Genomic DNA, 25,272 nt, shown 5'->3' on the forward strand with positions numbered 1-25,272 from the left:
CCGCGGCCCGGCCGCCGGGAGCGGGCCGGCAGGTCGCCAAACGACCTCGCCGGCAGCGCAAGCCGAAGTATTCCTATGACGCGCTGAAGGTGCTGGGCCACTGGAGCGAACGGCGACGTGCAGTGTCGGTTTGTCGTCGTCTGACTCGTCTGGGCGGGAGACTTGATCCCACATGGTGTCGATCATCGGTTGCAGGAAGAGCTGTCCCAGCTGTCGGACCATGATGTCGATGATCTGGGTGGATCCGCTTCGCTCCGCATTTGCGATACCGGCGTCGCGGGCTTTGATGAGCTCCGTTCGGGTCAGCTCTGTCAATCGCTGGAGCAGTTGGCCTTTAGACCCTGCGGGGTCCAGTAGCGCGCGGCGCAGATAGTTGACGACGGCTGGGTTCGATTCGAGCATCTCCTTCACAGCCACGTCACGCGCCGTGGCGACTTGTCTTGGTGTTCCATCAACGGGGACCTGCGCGATCGTCTGCGCGAAGTAGTCGACGACGAGTTGTTCAACGGCGCGGCGGATTCCGTCCTTGGTCTTGAAGTGGTGGACAACCAGCCCGACCGTGACGCCGGCTCTCGAGGCGATATTTCGCATCGACGTGCGGTCCTCCCCGAACTCCGCGAACAGGTCCATCGCGGCGTTGCGAATGCGCGCCTTCGCGGTCAGGTCGTCTGCGCCTGCGCGTGGATCGGCGAACGGTCCCATGCGTCCTTACCTTTCTTGCAGGGTGGTTGTTGCCCTCGGCCGTAGGCTTCGAACTGCCCAGGGACGTCGGGTATGGCTTTCATGCGTTTGCGGTGTTTCATGGCCGAAGGAGATTGGCCGCCCGACGTCCCGCGACGACTCGACCGCTAATTGAGAGATGCGATTTGATCGCTGTGTAAGGACACGCCGGCGTGGTCGTCTGCTGGGTTGATAGGGATGCCAATGATCACGGAGGTGGCTGTGAGCCAACAGGTCTGGGCCGGTGTCGATGCCGGGAAGTCCGACCACCATTGCGTGGCTATCGATGCGGAGGGTCAGCGACTGCTGTCGCAACGGGTAGCCAACGACGAAACCGCACTGCTGGAGCTGATCGACGCAGTAGCGGCGCAATCCGACGGCGGTGAAGTTACCTGGGCGATCGACCTGAACGCCGGTGGTGCCGCGCTGCTGATCACCTTGCTCATCGCCGCCGAGCAGCGGCTGCTCTACATCCCCGGCCGCACCATCTACCACGCCTCGGCCGGCTACCGTGGCGACGGCAAAAGCGACGCCAAGGACGCCGCCGTCATCGCCGACCAAGCTCGGATGCGCCGCGACCTGCAGCCGCTGCGACCCGGTGATGACATCGCGGTCGAGCTGCGCATCCTGACCGCTCGGCGCACCGACCTGGTCGCCGATCGCACCCGGGTGATCAACCGGCTGCGTGCCCAGCTGCTTGAGTACTTCCCCGCCCTGGAACGCGGCTTCGATTACAGCGCCAGCAAGGCCGCGCTGATCCTGTTGACCGGCTACCAAACCCCCGACGGGCTGCGCCGCGCCGGCGCTGCCCGCCTGACAGCTTGGCTGCATAAACGCAAGGCCCGCAACGCCTCTGCTGTCGCGGCCACGGCTATCGAGGCCGCCAGCGCCCAACACACCACCGTGCCCGGCCAAAACCTCGCCGCCGCCATGGTCGCCCGCCTGGCTAAGGAGGTGATGACCCTCGACACCGAAATCGCAGAAACCGACACGATGATCGAGGACCGATTTCGCCGCCACCGCCACGCCGAGATCCTCCTGAGCATGCCCGGCTTCGGCGTCATACTCGGCGCCGAGTTCCTCGCCGCCACCGGCGGCGACATGAGCGCTTTCGACTCCGTCGATCGTCTTGCCGGCGTGTCCGGGCTGGCCCCGGTACCGCGGGATTCCGGGCGCATCAGCGGCAATCTCAAACGCCCCCGCCGCTACGACCGACGACTGCTGCGAGCCTGTTACCTGTCCGCCCAAATCGCCATCCGTACCGACCCCGCATCCCGGACCTACTACAACCGCAAAAGAGCCGAAGGCAAAACCCACACCCAATCCATCCTCGCCCTGGCCCGCCGGCGCCTCAACGTCCTGTGGGCCATGCTGCGCGACCACGCTGTCTACCAACCCGCAACCACTACTGCGGCGGCTTGACAACGTCATTGAGATTCTCCTTCGTTCCGGGCAAGTGTACAGTGAACATCACTTCTTGTACAGATAGGAAGCTTCCTGTACAGTCGTACGGTATCAATTGAAGGACCACATGGTGCAGGGCAGTCTGAACGGCGTTCGCATCGTGTCGCTTGCGGTGAACATCCCGGGCCCGCTCGCGGCGGCACGGCTGGCGCGCTTCGGCGCGTCGGTAACAAAGGTGGAGCCCCCTACCGGAGATCCCTTGGCCGCGGTCGCGCCCGGCTGGTACGCAGAGCTCGCCAGCAAGCAGACGGTCTTGGTTCTGGACCTCAAGGACGCCGGCGACCGCGCCAAGCTGGACGTCGAGCTGACTTCCGCCGATGTGTTGCTCACCGCCATGCGCCCTTCGGCGCTACGCAGGCTCGGGCTCGACGACGCGCATGTCAGGTATCCGGGGCTCTGTCACGTCGAAATCGTGGGCTACGACGGTGACCTCGAGGAGCGTCCTGGCCACGACCTGACCTATCAGGCCACGCACGGCACCCTGCAGCCCCCGTTGATGCCGGCGGTTCCGGTCGTGGACCTCCTGGGTGCCGAACGTGCCGTGTCCGGGGCCCTGTTGGCGCTGCTTGATAGGCCGAATTCCGGTGCCGGCCAACACGTCCGGATCGTACTGGCGGACGCCGCAGCCGACGCCGGCGCAGCCGTGCGGTACGGCGTCGCAGGGCCCGGCGACCCGCTCGGTGGCGCGACTCCGACCTACGGGATCTACGCCAGTGCCGACGGCTATATCGCCCTGGGCGCAATCGAACCGCATTTCCAGAAGCGGACCCTCGAGGTCCTGGGCGCAGCAGATACCCACGAGGATCTCGCACGAGTCTTTGCCGGACAAAGCACGCGCCACTGGGAAGAAGTCGCCGAGACGGTTGACATCCCCATCGTTGGAATTCGTACACCGGAACAAGGAGGAGTGGAACATTGAACGCGCGCGAAGCAGTGATTGTCGGGGCGGTGCGCACGCCGGTGGGTAAACGAGGTGGCGCTTTGAGCCGGTGGCATCCGGCCGACTTGCTCGGTCACACCTTGCGAAACCTGGTGGAGCGCAGTGCGATCGATGCCAAAGACATCGATGACGTCATCGTCGGCTGTGCGATGCAGCATGAGCACCAGTCCGGAAATATCGGGCGGCACGCGGTGCTGGCTGCGGGTCTACCCGAATCGGTGCCGGCGGTCACCATTGATCGCCAATGCGGGTCCGGTCAGCAGGCGGTCAACTTCGCTGCATTCGGCGTCACCGCGGGCATCTACGAGCTGGCGATTGGGTGCGGTGTGGAGTCGATGTCGCAGGTGCCGATGCCTGCGTCGTTCATGCCGGGCGCGCCGCTCGGTCCGCAGTACTCGCCCGTGGAGTTGGCCCGCTACGACGACAACTTGGTGGCGCAAGGGGCGGCGTCGGAGTTGCTGAACTCCAAGTTCGGTATTTCTCGCGAGGAACTCGACGAATTCAGTATCCGAAGCCATGAGCGAGCATTCGCCGCGACCCGGGCGAAAAAGTTTCGCGCGCAGTTGGTGCCGATCACCGTCGATCCGCTGGATCCGTCGGCGGCGCCCGTCAGTGCCGACGAAGGAATCCGTGAGCAGTTGGATCCGGCGAAGATCGCGTCGCTGGAGCCTGTTTTCGCGGCCGACGGCCGCACAACCGCGGCCAATTCTTCCCAGATCAGCGACGGGGCAGCGGCGTTGCTGATCGCCGAGCGTGGCTACGCAGAACGCAGCGGGCTGGTTTCGCGGGCGCGGTTCCTGGCGATGACGGTCGCCGCGGCGGACCCGGTACTGCAGTTCACCGCGGTACTGGACGCCACCCACAGGGCGCTCGAGCGCGCCAACCTGAGTGTCAGCGACATCGACTTGTTCGAGGTCAACGAGGCCTTCGCCGGGGTGCCGCTGATGGTGCAACGCGAGTTCGGCATTCCCGATGACAAGCTCAACGTCAACGGAGGCTCGGTCGCAATCGGGCATCCGCTCGGGTCGACCGGGGCCCGCATGCTCACCGATCTGCTGTGCGAACTCGAGCGCACCGGACAGCGCTACGGCCTGCAGACCATCTGCGAGGCCGGCGGAACCGCCAACACCACCATCATCGAACGAATCTAAGGCACAGACATGGTCAGGGAAATCGTGAAGGGCGTGCCGTCGACGCACGGCGACCACTACCAGCTCAACACCACCAACCTGATCAGACATGCGGCGCGCACCTATCCCGAGCAAGAGGTCGTCTACCGCACCACGGAGGGCGACTGGCAGCGGTACACCTACGCAGACTTGTACGTTCGGGTCAAGCGGGCGGCGAACGCGCTCAGAGGAATAGGGATCGGCCCGGCCGACACAGTCGGAGTGCTCGACTGGAACAGCAAGCGGCACTTTGAGCTCAGCTGGGCCATTCCCGGCATCGCCGCGGTGATGCTGCAGATGAATCTGCGGCTGGCCACCGAAGACCTGAGCTACGTCACTGACCACGCCGAGGCGCAATGGATCCTGGTCGACGAGACACTCCTTCCGGTCGCCGAGGCGTTGGCTCCACACGTGCCGAAGGTCAAGGGCTGGATCGTAATGTCGGATAAGCCGCTCACCGAGATCGACACCACGCTGGAAAACGTCTTTCACCTCGAGGACCTGATGGCCGAGTCCGACACCGAGATCGACTGGCGGGTCATCGACGAAACCTCTGCTTACAGCGCGTGTTACACATCGGGAACGACGGGTCGGCCGAAGGGCGTCTACTACTCGCATCGTGGCAGCTACCTACACGCGATGGCGATGGCAGCAGCGATCAATCTCCGTCGCGAGGACACCGCGATGCTCATCACCCCGATGTTTCACGGCCAGTCGTGGGGGCTTCCGCACACCGCGATGTGGACCGCGGCGAAGGTGATCCTACCCGGCCGCTACCTGGCCGAGAACACGCAAATGCTCGTCGACGTGATGATCGCGGAGAATGTGACCGTCGCGAACGGCGCACCGGCGATTTTCCAGCCGATGCTGGACTACATCAAGACCCTTGCTGTGAAGCCAGATTTCAGCAGGACGAGACTGCTGTCCGGTGCGACCGAGCCGGCGAAGTCGCTGATGCGCGATTTCCACGAGCTCACCGGCGCCGATTTTGTGCAGGGCTACGGTGCGACCGAGACGACGCCGCTGATCACGATGAACATGGGCATCAAACCGTCCCTGCAGGGCACGATCACCGACGACGAGAAATGGGATTTCAAGCGTTTTCAAGGGCTGCCCGCTTCCGGTATCGACATCCGGATCGTCGACGACAACGGCAATGACCTGCCGCACGACGGTAAGAGTGTCGGCGAGGTACTGATGCGTGGGCCCTGGGTCATCGAGCGATACCACCAGCTCGACGACGACGACAACGCCGACCGCTTCCTCGACGGTTACTGGCGCAGCGGCGATGTCGGCACAATCTACCCGAACGGGTATCTCAAGCTCACCGACCGCCTCAAGGACGTAGTCAAGAGCGGCGGTGAATGGATTTCCTCTATCGATATGGAGAACGCCATCGTCGGACATCCGCTGGTGAAGGAGGCCGCGGTTGTGGGGATCAGCCATCCGAAGTGGCAGGAACGTCCGCTGGCCATCGTCGTGCCCGTCGAAGGTGGCGTGCTGACCCGCGATGACATCGTCGGTTGTCTGCAGGGGCAGTTCGCCAAGTGGCAGATGCCCGACGCGGTTCTCTTCGTCGAGGCGTTGCCGCGCACCAGTGTCGGCAAATTGGACAAGAAGATCCTGCGGGCCGAACACGCCGACGTTTACCGGGATGCGGTCACGTGAACAAACAAATTTTGCGATCGACTCGCGACGGTGCGGTGGCCCTGCTGGAGATCAATCGCCCGAAGTCGAAGAACAGCCTCAACGACGAGCTGTTGGGCGCGATGGGGGCCGAGCTGGCGGCGTTGCGGTCCGACACGGCCGTGTTGGCCGTGGTCATCGCGGGCGCCCACGGCATGTTCTGCGCCGGCGCCGACATCACGGCGTTCGACGAGATCCGGGCCCGGCCACTGGTCACCGGAGAGTCCAATGAGAGCTTCTGGTCGATACTGGCTGCGTTTCCGAAGCCGGTCATCGCCGCGGTCGAGACATACGCACTCGGGGGCGGCTGTGAGCTGGCGTTGGCCTGCGACATTGTCATCGCCGGCGAGTCGGGCCAATTCGGACTTCCCGAGGTGAAGATCGGCGCAATCCCTGGCGCTGGCGGAACTCAACGCCTCATTCGGGCGATCGGCAAATCCAAGGCTATGGCAATGCTTTTGACGGGCGATTCCATCAAGGCCCAGGAGGCGTGCGATGCAGGGTTGGTAGCCGAAGTCGTCGCCGACGGCGAGGCCGTGCCACGGGCGCTGGCGATGGCGCAACGGATCGCGACGAACTCCCCGCTAGCGGTGGCGCTGGCCAAGGATGCCGCTGTGCACGCGTTTCAGACATCACTGACGCAGGGACTCGAACACGAGAAACGGAATTTCTACGTGGCGGTGCATTCCGCCGACAGTCACGAGGGCCAGGCGGCATTCCTCGCCAAGCGCGCGCCCCAGTTCACCGGAAAGTAGGTAAAGCATGCCCGGACTCTTATTCCCGGACTACGTCGTTCCGTGGGAGACCGAGGATCAAAAACTCCTGCGCAAGCACGCCGCCGAGTTCTTCCGCAAGGAAGCGACTCCCAACCAAGCCAGGTGGGCGAAACAGCAGAAGGTGGACCGAGAATTTTGGAACAAAGCCGGCGCTGCCGGGCTTTTGGGCCTCGACCTGCCCGAGCAATACGGCGGTGGTGGCGGCAGTTTCGGTCACGAGGCGGTGGTGATGCAGGAGCGCGCCTACGCGCACGACACCGCGTTCGGTTTCTCCGTGCATTCGACGCTGGCTTCCCACTACATCGCCGAGTATGCCTCCGAGGAGCAGAAGAAGCGCTGGATCCCGAAGATGGTCAGCGGGGAGATGGTGATCGCCGTCGCGATGACCGAACCGGGCACCGGGTCAGACCTGCAGTCGATTCGCACCACCGCGGTTCGCGACGGCGACGAGTACGTCATCAACGGCTCGAAGACCTTCATCTCCAACGGTTCCCACTGCGACCTGGTGGTGATCGTGGCCAAAACTGAGTCCGGACTGTCGCTGATGGTGGCCGAAACCGAAGGGCTGGCGGGTTTCCAGCGCGGCCGGGTTCTGGAGAAGGTCGGCCAGCACGGCCAGGACACCCGGGAGCTTGCGTTCACCGACATGCGGGTGCCGGCCGCAAACCTGCTCGGCGGCGTTGAGGGCAAGGGCTTCGCCCAGTTGATGGAGCAACTTCCGCGCGAGCGGTTGACCATCGGGGTCGAGGCGATCGCGATGGCGGAGGCGGCGGTAGTAGAGACGATCCGTTATGTCAAGGAGCGCACCGCGTTCGGCAAGCCCCTCCTCGCCTTCCAGAACACCAAGTTCGTGCTGGCCGAATGCAAGGCGGAGGTGCTGGCCGGCAAGGCGCTGATCGACTACTGCACCGGCCGGTACCTCGACGGAAAACTCGATGCCGCAACCGCATCGATAGCCAAGATGTGGGGATCTGACAAACAAGTAGAGGTCACTGACAAGTGCCTGCAGCTTTTCGGTGGATACGGCTACATGATGGAATACCCGATCGCGCAGATGTATGCGGCGGCTCGGGTGCAGAAGATCTACGGCGGCACCAACGAGATCATGAAGGTGCTGATCGCGCGAAGCCTGTAGACAGACACACAAAAGGAGCAGCCGAATGGACATCGCAGCTAGCAGCGCGGTCGTCACCGGTGGCGCGTCCGGGCTCGGTTTGGCGACGGTGGAGACGCTGGCGCGGTCCGGAGCGCGGGTGGTCGCCGTCGACCTGCCCAATGCAAACACGGACGCGCTAAGCCTCCTCGGCGACACCGTCCGGTTCGCGCCCGCCGACGTCACCGACGAGGATGCAGTGACCAGGGCCATCGAGATCGCCAACGCGGACAAGACATTGCGTATCATCGTCAACTGCGCCGGCGTCAGCGATGGCACCAAGACCGTCAGCAAGAAGGGCCCTTTCCCGCTCGACGCGTTCGAGAAAGTAATCAAGATCAACCTGATCGGGACCTTCAACGTCGTGCGCCTGGGCGCATACGCAATGTCGCAGAACGACCCCGTCGGCGGCGAGCGTGGCGTGATCGTCAACACTTCCTCCGGCGCGGCCTTCGACGGCCAGATCGGGCAGGCGGCCTACTCCGCTTCCAAGGGAGGTGTGATGGCGGCGACGCTGCCGATCGCGCGTGATCTGTCGTCGTACTTGATCCGGGTCAACACGATCGCTCCGGGGCTGTTCGAAACCCCGCTTCTCAACTCACTTCCAGAGGCTGCGCTAACCGCTCTCAAGGCGCTGACGTTGCACCCAAACCGACTCGGTGATCCTGCCGAGTACGCACACCTGGTCGTAGCCATCGTTGAGAATCCGATGCTCAACGGCGAGACGATCCGTCTCGATGGCGCAGTACGGATGCCTCCGAGGTGATGTCCGGCCGTCAGAGTTGCTGATTGGATCCCACAACTCCAGGAGAGAATCAACGTGCAGGACAGTGTCCGCGTCGTCGTCGACCATGTGAACGAACACGGAAAATCGCGGCTGAGCGAGCGGCGGGTGGTGGCATCGGTGGGCCAGGCACTGCGTTGCAAGATGCGCAACGAGCGTGAACGCAGTTTCGTCTTCGTCACTCCGAGTCGGAGTCGGAGAGAGAGAGGCTTAGTCACGTTAGCCAACAGTCGACGAGTTCCTGAGCCCACGGGTATCGCCCGTTAGCCCTTTCAACGCCTGGAACAGCCGTTGTTGGCGTGTCCCTCCATCAAAACTCTCTGATGAACCGGCATCATTCTTGCTGACTGAATAGTTGATCAGATGATGTTTCTTCACTTTAGGTGAAGTCGAGGAGGCGTGGGTTGGCTCTGGCTGTGGTCCGCGATCTGCGGGAACATCGAGTACCGGCGAGCGAGGAGGAGCTTGCCGACTTCGAGACCGATGTGTTGGCCGGGTTCGTGCTGGCACGGGCGTCGGCCGGATTGGTCGACAGCACGATCCGCAACGACATCAACCACCTCGAGCTGATCCACGACTGGTTCGGCCGGCCGCTGTGGGAGATGCGGCCCGCCGATGTCGACGTCTATTTCGGCAAGGTGCTGCGCGACGCCAACCCCTCGACTCGCACCGGGCGGGCGGCGGCACTGACCGTGTACTTCCAGTTCTTGGAGCTTCGGCACAAGATCGACCTGCACAACATGACAGGTCGGGTCGTCGAGTGCCCGCTGGACGAGATCAACCGGCCGCGAGCCTCGGTCGATCCGCAGCTGCGTATCCCTCCGACCGCCGACGAGGTGGAGCAGCTGTTCGCCGGGTGGCGCCAGGAACTGGCTGGATTCAATCGGTCGTTGCAACACCTCGATTCCTCGGAGGTGTGTGGTGGCGTATGGGAAGCGGCAGTTGGAGGTTCGTGCGTATCGGGGGCAGATGCCCTCCCCGGGGCGGCCGTCGGTGGCCTGGCGGCAGGACAGGGTCCGGTTCTGGGCGGGGATCGCTGCCGGAGCGATGACCGAGGACGCCGCTACCGAAGCGGGCGTGTCTTCGCCGGTCGGGTTCCGCTGGTTCCGCCATGCTGGCGGCGTGAATCCACGCTTGCCAGAAACTGTTTCGGGCTGCTACCTATCCTCGAATGAGCGCGAAGACATCGCTTTATGGCGTGCCCATGGTGCCGGAGTGCGCGAGATAGCCAGGAGGCTGCGCAGGGCGCCGTCGACCATCTCGCGTGAGCTGCGCCGTAACGCCTCGACGCGCACGTATCGGCTCGACTACAAGGCCTCGGTCGCGCAGTGGCATGCCGAAAGGCGGGCGAGGCGCCCGAAGACGGCCAAGCTGGTCGGCAACGACCGGCTGCGCCAGTACGTCCAGGACAAGCTCTCCGGTGTCGTTCGTGGCGCTTACGGGCAGATCATGGCTGGTCCGGCCGCGACGCCGTGGAAGGGACGCAACAAGCCGCACCGAGGGGATCGGGCCTGGGTGACAGCATGGAGTCCTGAGCAGATCGCCCATCGGATCAAGCTTGACTTCCCTGATGATGAATCCATGCGGATCAGCCACGAGGCCATCTACCAAGCGCTCTACGTGCAAAGCCGCGGTGCGCTCAAGCGGGACTTAATCACCTGCCTGCGCCGGGGTCGGGCATTGCGGGTGCCGCGGGCACGGTCTCGGCAGAAAGCGTGGGCGCACGTCACGCCGGAGACGTTGATCAGCGCTCGGCCGCCGGAGGTCGCTGATCGCGCGGTCCCGGGACACTGGGAGGGAGATCTGCTGATCGGGTTGCAGCGCAGCGCGATCGGCACGCTGGTCGAGCGCAGCAGTCGGTTCACGATGTTGATCCATCTTCCGCGGGAGGCCGGATACGGGCTGATTCCGCGGACCAAGAACGGGCCGGCTCTGGCCGGCTACGGCGCCCTCACGATGGCCAACGCCCTAGCGCAGACGATCACCTCGCTGCCCGAGGAACTGCGCCGGTCGCTGACCTGGGACCGGGGAAAGGAACTGTCGGCGCATGCCCAGTTCTCGATCGCCTCCGGGGTCAAGGTGTACTTCGCCGACCCGAAGAGTCCGTGGCAGCGTGGCACGAATGAGAACACCAATGGCCTGTTGCGCCAATGCTTTCCGAAGGGCACCGACCTATCCCGGTGGAACGCCGACGACATCGCGGCGATCGCTCACACCCTCAACACCCGACCACGCAAGACCCTCGGATGGCGCACCCCGGCCGAAGCGTTCAACGAACACCTACACTCACTTCAGCAAGCCGGTGTTGCAACGACCGATTGAATCCAGCCTGGTCACCTGCCGCAAGTTCGCCCCGGCCGCCCGCAACTACGCGGTCGCCCGGCTGGCGGCCGACGTGGGACTGCGCATCAACGAGGCGCGGATGCTCGACCTCGACGATGTGCGGTGGGAGCTGGGGCGGTTCGGCAAGCTGAACGTCCGTCACGGCAAGGGATCACGCCGCAAAGGCCCCAAACCGCGACTGGTGCCGCTGATCAACGGCGCCGACCGCAGCCTGAGATGGTTCATCGAAGACGTGCTTGGACTGTTCGATATCGACCCGAATAGCCATGCCGCGCCACTGTTTCCGTCCGAACGCAAGAACATCGACGGGACGTGCATGCGCGCGACAGCTGACGTCTATCGCCGATCGTTGGCGGAGGCGGCGGACCGGCATCTGCCTGCGTGGTCGGGGAAGCTGACCCCGCATGTGCTGCGGCACTTCTGCGCGTCCCAGCTTTACCTCGGCGGAATGAACCTGTTCGCCATCCAGGAATTATGTGGTCACGCCTGGACGGCCACGACGGCTCGATATATCCACGTCCACGCCACCCACGTCGAAGATGCCTGGGTCACAGCACAACGTAACAACACGAAGTAACTGCACCTACGAACTTAAGGATTGGCTCAATGAAGTGGAATCTACGCCTGACCGCGGCCAACCGCGGCATTTGGAAGGCCAGCGAACTCCAACGGATGCTGGCCGAGCGCGGCCTGGTGATCAGCGCCGGCAAGATGTCGGGCTTGTGGTCGGGCAACCCCAACGCCATCAAGCTCCACGATCTCGATGTATTCTGCGCCGTGCTCGACTGCGCCATCGACGAACTGCTGATCCCCGAGCCCGAAACCGTGGCCGCACCCACGCCGAAGGGTAGCGAGGAGGCCGCCGCTGCGGCCGGTGAGGCACGTCCCGTCACCCCGCGCGCTCGGACGGGAAGGTCGCTGCCGCCGCGATGAATTGCCTGCAATGCGGAGCCGAACTGCCAGCCAACGGTCGCCGCGACCAAAAATACTGCGGCAGAAGCTGTTCAAAAAAAGCGCACTACTATCGCGGAAAGGCGGGACTGCCTGCTCGCCCGCCCCGGCGGCATCCAGCCTTGGAATCCGACGACCCCGTGCTCGTGGCCGCTGCGGTATACGCCCGGGAACGCGCTGCCGCCCACGATTGGTGCGGTGAGACCACAAACCGATGCCTCGACGCCCTGGTCACCCTTCTGGCCGGTCGGCCCCCCGGTGATCGCGTGCCGCTCAAAGAGGTTCGAACACGGCCGCATCGGCTCGCGTCCCGTCGCAGGCTTGTCGAAATCCTCTCCCACTTCGACCTGCTGACAGACGACACCGAACCTCCGATCCGTGCCTGGATCGACCGCGTCACCGCGGAACTTCCGCCAGGGTTCGCCGAGCCGTCGCACCACTGGCTCCTTACCCTGTTGGTCGGCGGCGCACGTGCTCGCCCACGATCGCCCAGGACCCTCTACAGCTACTTCGGCGCGGTCAGGCCCCTTCTCGCGCACTGGTCCACCTCCTACGACCATCTCAGGGAGGTCACCAGGGCCGACGTCGACGCGACGCTGCGGCCGTTTCAGGGAAACCAGTGCCACAATCTGATCAAGGCGCTGCGGTCGCTGTTCCGGCACGCCAAGAAGAATGGTCTGGTCTTCAGCAACCCAACAGCGGGTTTGAAGAGCCAACCAGTAGACCAAGACCTCGTGCCCATCACCGATGATGAGGTGCGCTCGATCGAACAGCTCGCGAGCGAACCGCGTGCACGCCTAGTTGTGGCATTGAGCGTCGAACATGCCTGCCGCACAAGCGTTATACGCAAACTGGTGCTCGACGACATTGACCTGCCGAACCGGCGGATCACCCTTGCTGGACAACCAACGGCTCGGCGAGCTCACCCACAGAGCGCTGATCACATGGCTCGACCACCGCCGGGACAGATGGCCCCACACTCCGAACCGGCACGTTCTACTCACGACGAAAACTGCATTGCGCACAACGCCGGTGAGTCAAACATCGGTGAAACAATCGTTGAGCGACAATGGGTTCACGATCGAACGCATCCGTGCCGACCGAATCCTTCACGAAGCGCTGACCGCAGGCCCCGACCTGCTGCATCTGTCTCTCTCGTTTTCGGCATCTCCCACAACACCGCGCGGCGCTACACCACCGCGAGGGAGTATCCGAAATTCGGTGTAAGTGGCCCGACACGCCGGGTGTGAGCCTGGCGGGGAAGGTCCACGATGACCGAAACGATGAGGGCTGTGACAGCAACAGCCGATGTCCACGATGATGAAGTGATGGTCAGCTCTCCGACACCGGAGGAGCTGGCGACGGCCCGCGAGCTGGTGCGGGCGGCCCAGGCCCGCGGGGTGTCGTTCGCCGATACCGCTGACGGGGTGCTTAAGGCGCTGACCAAGACGGTGGTCGAGACCGCGCTGGAAGAGGAGCTCGCCGATCACCTCGGCTATGACAAGCACGATCCGGCCGGGCGGGGGGCGCCGAATTCACGCAACGGCACCCGCACCAAAACCGTGTTGACCGACACGGTCGGACCGGTCGAGATCGCCGTGCCCCGCGACCGCGGCGGCAGCTTCGAGCCCCAGATCGTCAAGAAAGCATCAACACCGGTTGACCCGGGTCGATGAGATCGTGTTGTCGTTGTATGCCAAGGGATTGACCACCGGGGAGATCGCCGCCCACTTCGACGAGCTCTACGACGCCAAGATCTCCCCGGACACCATCAGCAGGATCACCGACAAGGTCCTGGCCGACATGGCGGAGTGGACCGCGCGGCCGCTCCGTCTACGCCGCAATCTTCATCGACGCGCTGAGCGTGAAAGTGCGCGACGGTCAGGTCGCCAACCGACCGTTCTACGCCGCGATCGGGGTCGATCTGGCCGGGCACAAGGACGTGCTCGGACTGTGGGCCGGCGACGGCGCCGGGGAATCAGCCAAGTTCTGGTTCGCCGTATTGACCGACCTGCGCAACAGAGGCGTCACCGACACGTTCTTCTTGATCTGCGACGGACTTAAGGGGCTGCCCGACGTTGTCGGTGAGGTGTGGCCGGCCACCATCGTGCAGGCCTGCACCGTGCATCTGATCCGCAACAGCTTCCGCTACGTACCGCGCCAGCACTGGGACGCCCTGCGCCGCGATCTCAAACCGATCTACACCGCCCCGACAGCGGCGGCCGCAGAAGCGGCGCTCGAGGCGCTCGCCGACCGCTGGGGCAGCCGATATCCGGCCCTGATCCGACTGTGGCAGTCGTGTTGGAATGAGTTCATCCCGTTCCTGGATTACGACACCGAGATTCGGCGGGTTCTGTGTAGCACCAACGCAATTGTTATCTGGAGTCCTCCGGGCGGTGTCCTTGATGTCCGACACGAGGCGTTCAGATCCCAGGTTCTGCGTGGTGGACGTGATTATCTGCAGTCGTCCAGGAGGCAAGAACCTGCGGAGGGACGATGCAGATTGCGGTCAAGTCCAGGGACGTGGTGTACGACGTCGTCGTGTGATTCTTCGACTTGGTGGTTTAGGCGGTCAGTGCCGCCGGGGTGTCCTCCTGTTCTGTTGATGGCGTGTGGTCGGCGCGGGATTTGCTGAGGACGTCGAGGCCGAGGTAGCGGCGGGATTCGGCCCATTCGTCGTGTTGTTCGGCCAGCACCGCGCCGACGAGGCGGATTAGGGCGTTGCGGTCGGGGAAGATTCCGACGACGTCGGTGCGCCGGCGGATTTCCTTGTTGAGTCGTTCTTTTATCCGGCCCTCGGGGGCGGGTCAACCCGTCGGGGTGGGATGTTCATCGATCGAGGCGCTGGAGGTGGTCGGTAAGGGCGTGGGCGACGCGGTCGTGGCGGGCGGCTTCGTCGGTCCAGCCGCGGCACTCGGCGTCGGTTCTGAGGGCCTGGACGTCGGCGAGTTGGTCGGTGAGCGTGTCGCGGAATTCGGGGGCGGTGACGTAGTTGTCGCAGGTTTCGCAGATGTTGGCATAAGGGCACGCGCCCGCGGATTCGTGGCGAGCGCAGTATCCGTGTGCAACGCGGGTTTTCAGCATTTCACTGTGCAGCCAGCCGACCTTGTCGGGCAGGATCGGTTTGCCGACCGGGGTGAGGGTGAACTGGCGGCGCATCTTGCCCATCGCTTCGTCGTAGGCCGCGCGCAGGGTGGGCGAGGCCAGGGTGGCGTAGCGGATCGTCATTTGTGGAGTGACGTGCCCGAGTAAGGACATCAAGGCCTGCAGACTCATCCCGGCGTTGGCGAGTTCGGTGGCCCAGGTGTGGCGCAACTGATGTGGAGTGACCATCAGGACGCCGCCGTCGGGACGGTGCAACCCGGCGGATTCAGCGGCGGTGAGCAGCCCGTTGCGCAGCCGGGTGTAGCCCAGGCGGCGTCCGTGCCGGGTGAACAGAAAGTCGGTGAGCACGCCGGTGCGTGGGTGCGGCAGCGGCCGGTGCGTGCCGCGGAGGGCGACCCACTCGTCGAGCGCGGCGAGGGTCGCGGCGGAGAGCGGGACCATGCGTTCGGTGGCGAGCTTGCCCAGTGGCACCTTCAGCCAGGTTCCGGCCGGTCCGTAGTCGATGATGCTGCCCAGTTCGAGGTCGAGCAGTTCCCCCGCCCGCAGGCCGGCACCACGCAGCACGGTCAGGCCGATGCGGGCGAACGGATCCTGCAGGTGGGCAACGGCGTTCATCACTGCCGCGTCCACATCGGGTGCTAGCGCGCGTGGCAACGGCTGGTCGAGTTTGGGGACGTCGGCGGCGAATACCAACCGCCGTGGTGGGGCCTGCGCCCAGCCCCAGGCGGTGATGTCGTCGAGCAGGTTGCGCAGACTGAGCACTGCCGACTGGGCCACCGCGGCCGAGACGGTGCGCCCGGCGCCCGCGGCGGCGCGCTGACCACGCCAGCCCCGGGTGCGATTCCATTTCAGGTAGCCCTCGATGCAGCTCCGGTCGAGTTCACGCAGGCTGATGACGTCGGGATGGTGAGCGGTGAGGTATTCGGCGAAGGGCAGCAGGTCGTTGATCAGCGACTCGACCGATTTGGGCCGCAGCACCGCCGCGCGCACGCCGATGTAGCGCAGCAACGTCTGACGGATCGGGTCGGGCATCTCCACCTCGGTGAAGCGCTGCTCGAGGCTACGGGCCCACCGCCGGCGTTTCGGCGCGGTGTCGATGACCGCGGTCTCGAACAACAGCTGCCGCAGGCTGGCCAGCCGCCCCCTGTATGCCCGCCGCGACGATGGCGGCACCACGGTACGTGACAGCGCGGCGTCGAAGTCGTCGAGCGCGTCGCCGGTCAGGTCGGCGACCATTCCGCCGTGGTGTGCCAGCACTACCGCCAGACATTCGCCGAGGACCGTCTCGACCCAGGAACTCCTCCAGCCCAACCGAATTCCCGCATTCCGCAACGCGGCGAATCCGCTCGGATCCCGGTCCTCCACTGCGCGGCCCAGCCCGGTCAACTGTTTGACCGCGGCCAGCTCGACGTCCAGCCGTAACCGGCCGGTGCCGATCGTGTGACAGATCAGCGGCCACGCCCCGGTGTCCCGTATCTCGGCGATCCGCTCGGCTGCCGGCAGCGTCATCCAGGCGTGCAGGTCGCGGTGGCGTGCGGTGAAGTCGCGAGCGATCCGAATCCGGTCGCGTACCGCCCGCCCGCTCAAACCCAGGGTGGCGACGTGGTCGAGATAATCCGCCACCACCTCGTCGGCGCCTACGGGTTGGCCGACCAACACCGTGGTCACTGCCGGGCTCCGGCCAACGTCGCACGAGCAGCACCGTATTCGGCGGCGAGCTGCTCGATCGACAAATGCACGTAGCGGGCCGTGGTCTCCGGCGAGACATGCCCCATCAACGCCCGCAACGCCAGCAGATCGATTCCGGCCGCCGACAATTCGGTGCCGTAGGTATGCCGTAAACGGTGCGGGCGGACTCTTGTGGCGCCAGAGGTCTCCCGGTGCCGACGGAACAGGCTGCGCAGCCCGGCCTCGCTGACCGGTGCACCGGTCGTCGGGCCGCGCAGCACTACGAAGCACTGCGGCGTCGCCAACCCCGGCGGCCGCTCCCATCGCAGGTAGGCGGCGAGCTCGGTGAAGAACGCCGCATCGACCGGGACATGACGTTCCTTGCCGCCCTTGCCGATCACCCGAAGCCGGCGCCGGCCCATATCGACGTCGGCGAGCAGCAGGCCACGCGCCTCGGCCGAACGCAGCCCTCCGAGTAGCATCACCAGCACCATCGCCCGGTCCCGGTGCGTTGCCAGTGTCGCCAGGAACGCGTCGACATCGTTGGTGGACAACGATTCCGGAAGACGCTGCGGCTGACGCACCAACCTACCGCCACTGCGTGCACGCCCGGGACCCAGATGACCGAGCAACCCCCGCTGCGACTGGCGCAGCCCCTGTCCCCGCCGCGGCGACGGCACCGGATTGTCGGTGCAGACACCGGTCATCACCAGATACTCGAATAACGCGCGCACTGCCGCGACCCGGCGGTTCACCGTCGAAGCTGCCGGCGGGGTCGACGAGCGGTGACCGCCGGTGGGCTGGTCCGTTCGGCGGACGCCTTGCCAGTCGATCCAGTCGAACACCAACGGCGCATCGACCGCGGCGAGCCCGACCGCTTGCTGGACGAGGAACCGGCTCAAATTGGCGACGTCGAATGCGTAGGCCCGCACCGTGGCCGCGCTGAACCCCCGTCCCGCCAAATGGTTGAGAAACGCGTTCACCGCGTCCTGCCCGTCCCAGTCGCCCTCCAGGACATATCCGCTGTCGCTCTTGAGTACCCGCATCGCCGCTCCGCCTTCCCCCACCGAGATGCAGACAGCATCCATCCGTGCTCAGCGCTTGTGCGTGAACCTCACGCTGCAGCCCGAACCGTGTCCCCGGAGAGCCGGTTAACGGATAGTGGGTTGTTGGACCAGATCTGCCGCCAAATTTGTTTGGGGAAGGCGGTGAAGGCGAGCAGGTCGGCGCGGGCGTCTTCGAGGTGGTCGGCGACCTTGGGGAGCTTGTCGGCCAGTGCGTCGATGATGCGGTCATATTGGGCTGCAACGGAACCGGCGTCAGGTTGATCGAAGACCGAATGCAGTAGTGTGCGTACCCACGGCCACGATGATTTCGGAGTGATGGCCATCAGGTTGGTGGCGTAGTGGGTGCGACACCGTTGCCACGATGCCCCAGGCAGGGTGGCGCCGATCGCGGCCACCAGACCGGCGTGGGCGTCGGAAGTGACCAGACGGACCCCTGATAGGCCGCGGGCGGTCAGCGACCGCAGGAAGGTCAGCCAGCCGGCCCCGTCCTCGGCGGTGGTGACGTCGATGCCCAGGATTTCGCGGTAGCCCTCGGCGTTGACCCCGGTGGCGATCAGCGCGTGCACGTTGACCACCCGGCCTGCTTCGCGAACCTTGAGCACCAGGGCGTCAGCAGCCATGAACGTGTACGGGCCTGCATCCAGTGGCCGGGTCCGGAACGCCTCGACCGCGGCGTCGAGCTCTTTGGCCATCACGCTGACCTGGGACTTCGACAAGCTGGTGATGCCCAGAGTCTCGACGAGTTTGTCCATCCGCCGCGTCGAAACGCCCAGCAGGTAGCAGGTAGCCACCACCGTGGTCAGGGCCCGCTCGGCGCGTTTGCGCCGTTCCAGCAGCCAGTCCGGGAAGTACGAACCTTGCCTTAGCTTGGGAATCGCCAGATCCAATGTGCCTGCGCGGGTGTCAAACTCGCGGTGCCGATACCCGTTGCGGGAATTGGTGCGCTCGCTGCTGCGCTGGCCGTAGCCGGCACCGCACACCGCGTCGGCTTCGGCGCCCATCAGGGCGTGAATGAAGGCGGCCAACAACTCGCGCAGCACATCAGGGTGCGTGGTGGTGAGTCGTTCGGCCAGCACGGCAGACAGGTCGATATCGTGGGCAATGGTCATCGCGTTGATTCCTTTGCTCGAGTGACTTTGGTCGGTCCCTCGAAGAATCACGCGATGACCTTCATTCATCCGGCTACGACACGCCGGTCATCACCGGCTCGTACACCACTCTGCTGGACGCAACTCAGATTGCACGAGTTATCTCGCCGGTCTCGTTGCGTGAGTCGTGGACCGTTCTCGGCGACGACGATGCTCCGGTAGCGCCGGTCGACCGGTATCTGGCGTATCTGACCGACATCGAGCGATCACCGAACACGGTCAAGGCATACGCGCACGATCTCAAGGACTGGTTCGGTTTTCTCGCCGAGCGTGGTCTGGACTGGCGGGGCGTTCGGCTCGACGATCTCGGTGAGTTCGTGGCCTGGCTGCGGCTTCCGCTGCAGGCCCGGCATGGGCAGGTCGCGGTGTTGCCGTCGGTGCCGCATCATTGCACGGAATCGACTGTAAACCGCAAACTTTCGGCCGTCGGGGCGTTTTACACCCACGCTGCACGAGATGGGGTGGATGTCGGTGAGCTGCTGACCTCGTGGCAGGTCGGCGGCGCGCGCGGCGGTTGGAAGCCGTTCCTGCACCACATCAGCAAGGGCACGCCGAGGTCGAGGCGGGTGATCGCGTTGAAGACGCCGAAGAAGCTGCCGCGGGTGCTGTCGCCGGACGAGGTGCAGGCGATCCTGGACGGCTGCGGCCGGTTGCGGGACCGATTGCTCTTCGCCGTGCTCTACGACACCGGGATGTTCTCCAGGGCTCGGCCCCCGTGCGCCAGCGTGATTCTCTGAGTTTGTGCAGCTCAGAAGCTGATGTCGGAGATGCTATCCACCGCAACAGGTGTGGTGCAAGCAGACTCGCGCGTGTCATCGCAGCCGGGTTGGTGTGTTGAGTCGGGCCATGAGTTCGCGGTTGGCCGCCCGGGCTGCGGCGAGGTCTTCCTCGCGTTCGTCGAGTTGTTGCTTAAGGTCGAGGTTGTGCTGCTCGAGCTGGCTGATGCGCTGGTGGAGGGCGTCGATATCGGTGCGGGCGCCGAGCCCGGACTCGCGCCACGTCTGTTCACCGAGCGCTTCGGACAGCCGCTTCTCCAGCTGCTGGATGCGCGCGCCGAGCCGGGCGGCGCGTTCGTGGGCAGCGAGCAGATCGGCCTGCAGTGAGGCTCGGGTGACCCCAGGGCCGGTGTGCTCACTCGGGACTGGATCTGCTTGCAGCGCATGGATTTTCTCGAGCAGGTCGGGGTGTCGGTAGAGGAATGTGCGGTCAACGGCGGCGGCGCGGGCGATCGCGGTGGCGCTGAGCCGGTCGCCGGCGGCGGCGGCTTGGTCGATCGCGGCCAGCACGCGCCGGCGTCGGCGCATCGAGTCGTCGCGCCGGCCGTCAAGCATCGATCGGGTGCGTGTTGTCGACGAGACGGATTGTGCGGGTGTGTGATTCGACGTGGTAGCGGTGGTGGTCATGCGGTGGCCTCCGAGGCGATGGTTGTCGGTGCGGGTGGGGTGAGGCTGGGCATGCCCAGCGGGACGGTGTGGGCCGCGCGGTGACGGCGCACGATAGCGATCGCGTCGTCGATGCGGGCTTGCTCGGTCTCGTTGAGGTCGGCGACGTCTGCTTTGATGCGGTTGATCAGCCGCCGGATGCGGGTGATCTCCTCGTCGGTGGGGGTGGCATCGGCGCGGGCCCAGTCATCGACCCCGTCGATGGTGGCGGCCAGCCGTTCCCGGGTGCGTAGCAGATCATCGAGGTAGGCCTGCAGGTCGGGCAGGAACGCGATGTTGGTGCGGAAGTGATCGCAGCCCACGCAGCGGAACCGGACCGGGCAGGCCCCGCCGCCGGCCTTGACGTTGGTGGGTTCGGTGCAGGTGCCGTAGGGGACGGCGACCTCGCCGACGGCGTGGCGGGCGCGTTCGGATTCCAGCAGCATGCGCGCGTCACGCCAGATCCGGTTGCCGTGCCGGTCGAAACTGAGCGCGGTGACGGTGTCGACGGCGTCGCGGCGACGGTCCTCGCCGATGCGGTAGTAGCGCCGGGTCATGGAATAGCTACGGTGATCGAGCAATTCGGCCAGAACGTCGATCGGCACCCCGGCATCCGCGTGACGTTGGGCATAACAATGCCGATAGGCATAGGGCGTGACCTTGGTCTTGTCGACCTCGACCCCGTCGCGGGTGCGCAACACGGGCAGGGTCGAGATCCACTCGCGGTGCCGGTTGTCGAGCGTATCGATGCTGATCGGCTTTCGCCCCTCGGGGTTGCGGCGTGGTGTGGGCAGCAGTGTCAGTTCTGCGGGCGGGGTGTGAGGAAACATCGCCCGCACCCGGTCCTGCTGAGCGGCAATGACTTTCGCGGTAGCTTCGCCGATCGGCACACGCCGTCCGAGACGGTTGGCCTTGGCGTTGTCGTAAACCAGCACCGCCGATCCGTCCTTGTCGCGGTGCAGGCAGTTCAACGGCAAGGCGAGAATGTCCTCGGGCCGGCGCCCGGTGTCGATGCCGATCTGGGTGGCGACCCGCACCTCGACGGGTTCGAGGGCATCGAGGTGGGCGCACAGGATGGCCAGGACCTCCGGTGGCAGGTCGCGGCCGGGTTCGCCGCGTTCGGGTTCGGCGGGGATATCGCCGCGCTCGATGGCGAAATCGCCGGCCAGTCCGGCGGCTGTCTGCCCCGGCCGGGTCAGGCCGAGGGCGCGGATCCCGGCCAGCACCTCGCGCATGTCACGGCAGATGCCGTTGCGCCGGTATCGGCTGATCTCGCCGACGGACTCCAGATAAGCGAGTCGGTTGAGGAAATCCTCGATGTCGCTGCGGCCCAACGCCGAAGCGACGAGTCCACCATCGGGTCTGCGGCCGAGGAACTCCGACAGCAGCCGCAGCGCGTTGATCTTGCCGCGCACTCTCGCGGCGCCGCGACCTCGGTGGCGCGGGAGTTGTTCTGCTGCCCACCGCTTGACGGACTGGGCCAGCCAGGCCTGGCCGATCCCGGTGAACGACAAAGACCCGCGATGGCCGAAGACCGCGAGATCCCATGTGTCCTTTGCCTGTTCGCTGCCGGGATCGGCCAGAGCCCGCCGGACGTGCTGGGTCAGGGCGCTCCGCAGCGACCGCACGGACTTGTTGCGGGTGATCTCGGCCCGGTCGGTGGTGATCGAGGCGGCCTGTCGCCGGCGCAGCCCGTCGCAGAGCACCCGCAGCTCTACCTCGGTGATCTTCGCCCCGCCCCGGACGCGCTGCTGAACGCCGAACAGCACCTCGACCACCACCAGCACCGGCAGCGCGCGCAGGTTCACCCGCCCGCACTCGGCCACACCCGATTCCTGGGCTTGCCACCGATGCGAATCGAACTCAGGGTTGGTACCGAGCGCGCTACGCCAGCGCTGGTAGTGGGTGTTGCAGTAGCCGCGCGCGCTGTCGGCGGGCCGGGTGCACGCGGCCACCGCGCACGCGGGCATCGGCGGCAACGGCCGCACTCGCGGGTCGGCCAGGAACTGCTGCATCGACACCGGCGGTCGCCGCAGGCGGAACTTCTTGGCGTGCGGCTCGCACAACACCGCGTGCCGCACCGTCGGCACACACCGGCATCCCGGCACCGCGCACCGCGTCGCGGACGCGGGTTCGGCGGGCAGGCATGCGGCAGCGGCGATCTCGGCCGTGTTCATTCCCCGCCGAGTCAGGCGCGTGCAGCACCGATGACACACCGTGAGACCGGATTGCACGGTGTTCTGGCATCCCTCGGCCCGGCACACCGTCCGGCCCAACAATCGATGCTCCGCGAGCAACGACAACACCCTGGTCCGCGGATCCCACCCCGCCTCGTCCAAGAACCTGCGGTCGAGCATCCTCGCCAGCCGCGCGGCCGTGCCGATCACCACGACCCCGTCCAACACGTGCGGGGACTCGCCGCAGTCCTGCTCGACCGCGATTCTTTCAGCCAGCCCCACGGCGGTCACCGGGTCACCTGGGCCTGCTCGCGGGGACTGGGCACCGCATCCACGGCGGCCCGCAGCCGGGAGGAGTCCGGATGCAGGTAAACCTGCGACGAGGACACCGCGGCGTGGCCCATCAGGTCGGCGACCACATCGATCCCGGCCCCGGCATCAACAACGTTGCTGCCGAAGGCATGTCGCAACTGGTGGGGCCGCACCGCGACGTCGAGTCCGGCCCGCCGGGACGCCGCGGCCATCAACTCGCCGATCGCATCCGGCCGCATCGGCGCACCGATCCTGCCGCGGAACAGGTTAACGAACACGAAGTCACTGTCGGCGGCGCCGGTGACACGCATGCGTTCGAACTCGTAGACGTCGAACAGTTGCACCACAAGGAAATCCAGCGGCACCACCCGCTCCCGCCGCGACTTGGCCCAGGCCTGGTTCGGGTTGTCGTCTCGGCGCACCACATGCAGATGCGCGCGCTCGACATCGCAGCCCAGCCGCCGCGAGTCCACCAGCAGGTGCACATCGCTGCGCCGCAGCCCGCACACCTCCCCGCGGCGCAACCCGCCCCGCGCCATCAACAACACGATCAATCGGTCCCGCGCCGACCGGCACGCCCGCAGCAGCGCGACGATCTGCTCGTCGCTGGCCCGATCGATCGTCGTCTCCGGTTCCCGCAGCCGATGCCGGGCCCGCATCCGCCACGCCATCCGCCCGTCCTCGCCGCGGGCCTCCGCCGGCAGGTCCCGGTCATCGGCGACCTCATACAGCATCGACACCAGCCCCGCCGCGCCGTGGCCGGTCGCCACCGCGTGCACCACCATGCCCCGCACCGCGGTCAGCACCCCGTTGATCCGCGACGGGCCCCGCACCGCAGCAGCGCCAGGTCCGGCCACCACCACGCTCGCGGCGTCATCGACCGATGACCGGGCGTGAGCCAGCCACGTCATGAACAACGCGAAACCCTCCACACCGGCCTGCCAGGACCGGCCCGACCGGGCACACCAGCGCAGGAACAACGCGATCGAATGCGCATACGCCTTCGTCGTGGACTCGGCCGCGTCGTGGCCGAACCGCAGATGCCGCAGATACGCATCGGCGACATCAACCACCTGCAGGTCCTCATCCAGCACCGTCCAATACCGTTGCCCGGACGGCAAACTCACCGGGAATACTCGCATGGGCTCTCACTTTCGGGCCGACAGTCACAAACAACTACCAGCCACGAGCACCACACCCCCGGAGAAACGCCGAGCAACCCGCCCGATCATGTAGATCGAGCAACGTCCCGCAACAGGTCAGGAAACCCCGGAGAAGGGATGCGGATCGGCGAGGTACTTGGTTTGCGGCACAACGACATCGCCTCCGCTGAGCATGAAGTAACGGTGCGGCGACGCGACAACGCCAATGGCGCGCGCGCCAAGTCACAGACCGTCCGCACGATCCCGGTCAGCAGCGCGTTGATCCGATTGTTCGCCGACTACCTTCACACTGAGTACGGCGATCTGGACAGCGACTATGTGTTCGTCAACCTGTGGGGCCGTCCGCAGGGGCATCCGCTGACCTACGCCGCGGTCTATGACCTGGTGCGGCGGCTGCGCCGGCGGACCGGGATCGACTTCGACCCGCACTGGCTGCGACACACGGCCGCAACCCGGCTGCTGCGCGACGGAGTCAGCATCGAGGTGGTCGCGCATCTGCTCGGACATGCGCACGTGGCGACGACGACCACGACGTATGGGCACCTCACCGTGGAGGACGCTCGGCGGGTCATGGAACAGGCCGGTTGGTTCACCGATGGGCAGGTGCGGCTGTGAGGGCGCCGTCGCTCAAGCCTGCCGGCCCGTCGGGGCTGCTGGGCAAGCTGATGGCCGAGGTCCGCAACGAATTCCGCAGCAATGTACTGGAATTCGGGCCCGAGGATCCGGTGTTTGGTGGAGCCGAGTGCCGGGTTGAGGGGTGCGAGCGAACCGCCCGTGGACGCGGCCTGTGTGAAGGACATCGGCAACGGTGGCATGAAGAGGGGCGTCCGTCGCTGGAGCGGTTCGCCGTGTCGACCGATCCGCGGTGGCGGCGGCGACAACCCAACCAGCGCTGCCGGGTGCCCGGTTGCGGTTACGGCTCTGCCCGTGGCGGCATGTGCGGGCTGCACGCGCAACGATGGGAACGAGCCGGGCGCCCCAGCCTGGCGGGATGGCTGGCCGAACCACAGCCGTTCAAGCAGCCAGCGCCGGGCGCGACCTGCCGCATCCCGCATTGCGAGCTCTGGCCGCAGGGCACGTCTGCGTTCTGCCAAACCCACACCAATACCTGGAAGGGTCAACGGCAGACCCGACATTGACGAGTTCGCCGACCGCTTCGCCGCCGAAACCCCGCTGGCCAGCGAGCAGATCCGGCTCGACCGGCTGACCGGTCAGCTGAAGCTGG

The 25,272-nt window shown here is 65.7% G+C and carries 17 protein-coding genes and 8 pseudogenes; 17 read left to right on the forward strand and 8 right to left on the reverse strand.

What is annotated here, in order from left to right; translation table 11 throughout:
- Positions 1–102: 102 nt before the first annotated feature.
- Positions 103–702, reverse strand: a pseudogene (locus tag U8D42_RS00165) (TetR/AcrR family transcriptional regulator); the annotation flags it as partial.
- 240 nt (positions 703–942) lie between these two features.
- Between U8D42_RS00165 and U8D42_RS00170 the strand changes: the two are divergent.
- From U8D42_RS00170 to U8D42_RS00235, 14 genes and pseudogenes are all read left to right on the forward strand, one after another.
- Positions 943–2,142 carry an IS110 family transposase gene (locus U8D42_RS00170; protein ID WP_174900762.1) on the forward strand — a complete coding sequence of 400 codons (1,200 nt, stop codon included), beginning with the start codon at positions 943–945 and terminating at the stop codon, positions 2,140–2,142.
- Between the two features lie 109 nt (positions 2,143–2,251).
- Positions 2,252–3,103, forward strand: coding sequence for a CoA transferase (locus U8D42_RS00175; RefSeq protein WP_007168421.1), 852 nt, complete (start codon positions 2,252–2,254; stop codon positions 3,101–3,103).
- Entirely contained in the window at positions 3,100–4,275 is a 1,176-nt protein-coding gene (locus U8D42_RS00180) for a thiolase family protein (RefSeq protein WP_019732177.1), read from the forward strand. The genes U8D42_RS00175 and U8D42_RS00180 overlap by 4 nt, the downstream gene beginning before the upstream one ends.
- A gap of 9 nt (positions 4,276–4,284) precedes the next feature.
- Entirely contained in the window at positions 4,285–5,961 is a 1,677-nt protein-coding gene (locus U8D42_RS00185) for a long-chain-fatty-acid--CoA ligase (RefSeq protein ID WP_007168424.1), read from the forward strand.
- Positions 5,958–6,734, forward strand: coding sequence for an enoyl-CoA hydratase/isomerase family protein (locus U8D42_RS00190; protein WP_007168425.1), 777 nt, complete (start codon positions 5,958–5,960; stop codon positions 6,732–6,734). Before U8D42_RS00185 ends, U8D42_RS00190 begins: the two co-directional genes overlap by 4 nt.
- A gap of 7 nt (positions 6,735–6,741) precedes the next feature.
- Entirely contained in the window at positions 6,742–7,890 is a 1,149-nt protein-coding gene (locus U8D42_RS00195; protein ID WP_007168426.1) for an acyl-CoA dehydrogenase family protein, read from the forward strand.
- Positions 7,891–7,915: 25 nt separating this feature from the next.
- Positions 7,916–8,674: an SDR family NAD(P)-dependent oxidoreductase gene (locus tag U8D42_RS00200; protein ID WP_007168427.1), complete on the forward strand. Its 759-nt coding sequence runs from the start codon at positions 7,916–7,918 to the stop codon at positions 8,672–8,674.
- Between the two features lie 422 nt (positions 8,675–9,096).
- Positions 9,097–9,564, forward strand: a pseudogene (locus U8D42_RS00205) (site-specific integrase); the annotation flags it as partial.
- A gap of 97 nt (positions 9,565–9,661) precedes the next feature.
- Positions 9,662–11,014 (forward strand): IS30 family transposase, encoded by a 1,353-nt coding sequence (locus U8D42_RS00210; protein ID WP_046184758.1) that lies wholly within the window; start codon positions 9,662–9,664, stop codon positions 11,012–11,014.
- A 7-nt stretch (positions 11,015–11,021) separates the two neighbouring features.
- Positions 11,022–11,612: pseudogene (locus tag U8D42_RS00215) on the forward strand (tyrosine-type recombinase/integrase); the annotation flags it as partial.
- Between the two features lie 29 nt (positions 11,613–11,641).
- On the forward strand, positions 11,642–11,968 hold the full coding sequence (locus tag U8D42_RS00220) for a helix-turn-helix domain-containing protein (protein ID WP_007168431.1): 327 nt from the start codon (positions 11,642–11,644) through the stop codon (positions 11,966–11,968).
- Between the two features lie 140 nt (positions 11,969–12,108).
- Positions 12,109–13,236, forward strand: a complete 1,128-nt coding sequence (locus tag U8D42_RS00225; RefSeq protein ID WP_224112882.1) for an integrase — start codon at positions 12,109–12,111, stop codon at positions 13,234–13,236.
- 42 nt (positions 13,237–13,278) lie between these two features.
- Positions 13,279–13,662, forward strand: a complete 384-nt coding sequence (locus tag U8D42_RS00230) for a transposase (RefSeq protein WP_057969888.1) — start codon at positions 13,279–13,281, stop codon at positions 13,660–13,662.
- A gap of 4 nt (positions 13,663–13,666) precedes the next feature.
- A pseudogene (locus U8D42_RS00235) lies at positions 13,667–14,621 on the forward strand (IS256 family transposase).
- Here the strand turns inward: U8D42_RS00235 and U8D42_RS00240 are convergent.
- The 4 genes and pseudogenes from U8D42_RS00240 to U8D42_RS00255 all read right to left on the reverse strand — a co-directional run.
- Positions 14,551–14,769 (reverse strand): annotated as a pseudogene (locus tag U8D42_RS00240) (transposase); the annotation flags it as partial. The pseudogenes U8D42_RS00235 and U8D42_RS00240 overlap by 71 nt on opposite strands.
- A 46-nt stretch (positions 14,770–14,815) precedes the next feature.
- On the reverse strand, positions 14,816–16,759 hold the full coding sequence (locus U8D42_RS00245; RefSeq protein WP_007172497.1) for a tyrosine-type recombinase/integrase: 1,944 nt from the start codon (positions 16,757–16,759) through the stop codon (positions 14,816–14,818).
- Positions 16,756–17,805, reverse strand: a complete 1,050-nt coding sequence (locus U8D42_RS00250) for a tyrosine-type recombinase/integrase (protein WP_007172498.1) — start codon at positions 17,803–17,805, stop codon at positions 16,756–16,758. Before U8D42_RS00250 ends, U8D42_RS00245 begins: the two co-directional genes overlap by 4 nt.
- 116 nt (positions 17,806–17,921) lie before the next feature.
- Positions 17,922–18,935, reverse strand: a pseudogene (locus tag U8D42_RS00255) (IS256 family transposase); the annotation flags it as partial.
- 155 nt (positions 18,936–19,090) lie between these two features.
- Between U8D42_RS00255 and U8D42_RS00260 the strand changes: the two are divergent.
- A pseudogene (locus tag U8D42_RS00260) lies at positions 19,091–19,669 on the forward strand (tyrosine-type recombinase/integrase); the annotation flags it as partial.
- Positions 19,670–19,786: 117 nt separating this feature from the next.
- Here U8D42_RS00260 and U8D42_RS00265 read toward each other — a convergent pair.
- From U8D42_RS00265 to U8D42_RS00275, 3 genes are read right to left on the reverse strand one after another with little or no spacing between them, the layout of a single operon-like run.
- A complete protein-coding gene (locus tag U8D42_RS00265) occupies positions 19,787–20,377 on the reverse strand; it encodes a hypothetical protein (RefSeq protein ID WP_101930903.1) in 591 nt (196 codons plus the stop codon).
- Entirely contained in the window at positions 20,374–22,863 is a 2,490-nt protein-coding gene (locus U8D42_RS00270; RefSeq protein WP_007168436.1) for a tyrosine-type recombinase/integrase, read from the reverse strand. The genes U8D42_RS00265 and U8D42_RS00270 overlap by 4 nt, the downstream gene beginning before the upstream one ends.
- Positions 22,860–24,026, reverse strand: coding sequence for a tyrosine-type recombinase/integrase (locus tag U8D42_RS00275; RefSeq protein ID WP_007168437.1), 1,167 nt, complete (start codon positions 24,024–24,026; stop codon positions 22,860–22,862). Before U8D42_RS00275 ends, U8D42_RS00270 begins: the two co-directional genes overlap by 4 nt.
- 135 nt (positions 24,027–24,161) lie before the next feature.
- On the opposite strand from U8D42_RS00275, the pseudogene U8D42_RS00280 reads away from it, so the two are divergent.
- Both U8D42_RS00280 and U8D42_RS00285 read left to right on the forward strand, forming a co-directional pair.
- Positions 24,162–24,662: pseudogene (locus U8D42_RS00280) on the forward strand (tyrosine-type recombinase/integrase); the annotation flags it as partial.
- A complete protein-coding gene (locus U8D42_RS00285; RefSeq protein ID WP_224112849.1) occupies positions 24,659–25,186 on the forward strand; it encodes a hypothetical protein in 528 nt (175 codons plus the stop codon). The pseudogene U8D42_RS00280 and the gene U8D42_RS00285, both read left to right, overlap by 4 nt.
- Positions 25,187–25,272 lie beyond the last annotated feature (86 nt).

This window comes from Mycobacterium europaeum (genome assembly GCF_034555895.2).
GTDB classification, from domain to species: Bacteria; Actinomycetota; Actinomycetes; order Mycobacteriales; family Mycobacteriaceae; genus Mycobacterium; species Mycobacterium europaeum.

Coding starts and splice junctions, on each gene's coding strand:
- U8D42_RS00200 (WP_007168427.1), top strand. CDS start 7,916: ATGGACATCGCAGCTAGCAGCGCGGTCGTCACCGGTGGCGCGTCCGGG.
- U8D42_RS00185 (WP_007168424.1), top strand. CDS start 4,285: ATGGTCAGGGAAATCGTGAAGGGCGTGCCGTCGACGCACGGCGACCAC.
- U8D42_RS00265 (WP_101930903.1), bottom strand. CDS start 20,377: ATGACCACCACCGCTACCACGTCGAATCACACACCCGCACAATCCGTC.
- U8D42_RS00175 (WP_007168421.1), top strand. CDS start 2,252: ATGGTGCAGGGCAGTCTGAACGGCGTTCGCATCGTGTCGCTTGCGGTG.
- U8D42_RS00195 (WP_007168426.1), top strand. CDS start 6,742: ATGCCCGGACTCTTATTCCCGGACTACGTCGTTCCGTGGGAGACCGAG.
- U8D42_RS00250 (WP_007172498.1), bottom strand. CDS start 17,805: ATGCGGGTACTCAAGAGCGACAGCGGATATGTCCTGGAGGGCGACTGG.
- U8D42_RS00210 (WP_046184758.1), top strand. CDS start 9,662: ATGCCCTCCCCGGGGCGGCCGTCGGTGGCCTGGCGGCAGGACAGGGTC.
- U8D42_RS00220 (WP_007168431.1), top strand. CDS start 11,642: ATGAAGTGGAATCTACGCCTGACCGCGGCCAACCGCGGCATTTGGAAG.
- U8D42_RS00275 (WP_007168437.1), bottom strand. CDS start 24,026: ATGCGAGTATTCCCGGTGAGTTTGCCGTCCGGGCAACGGTATTGGACG.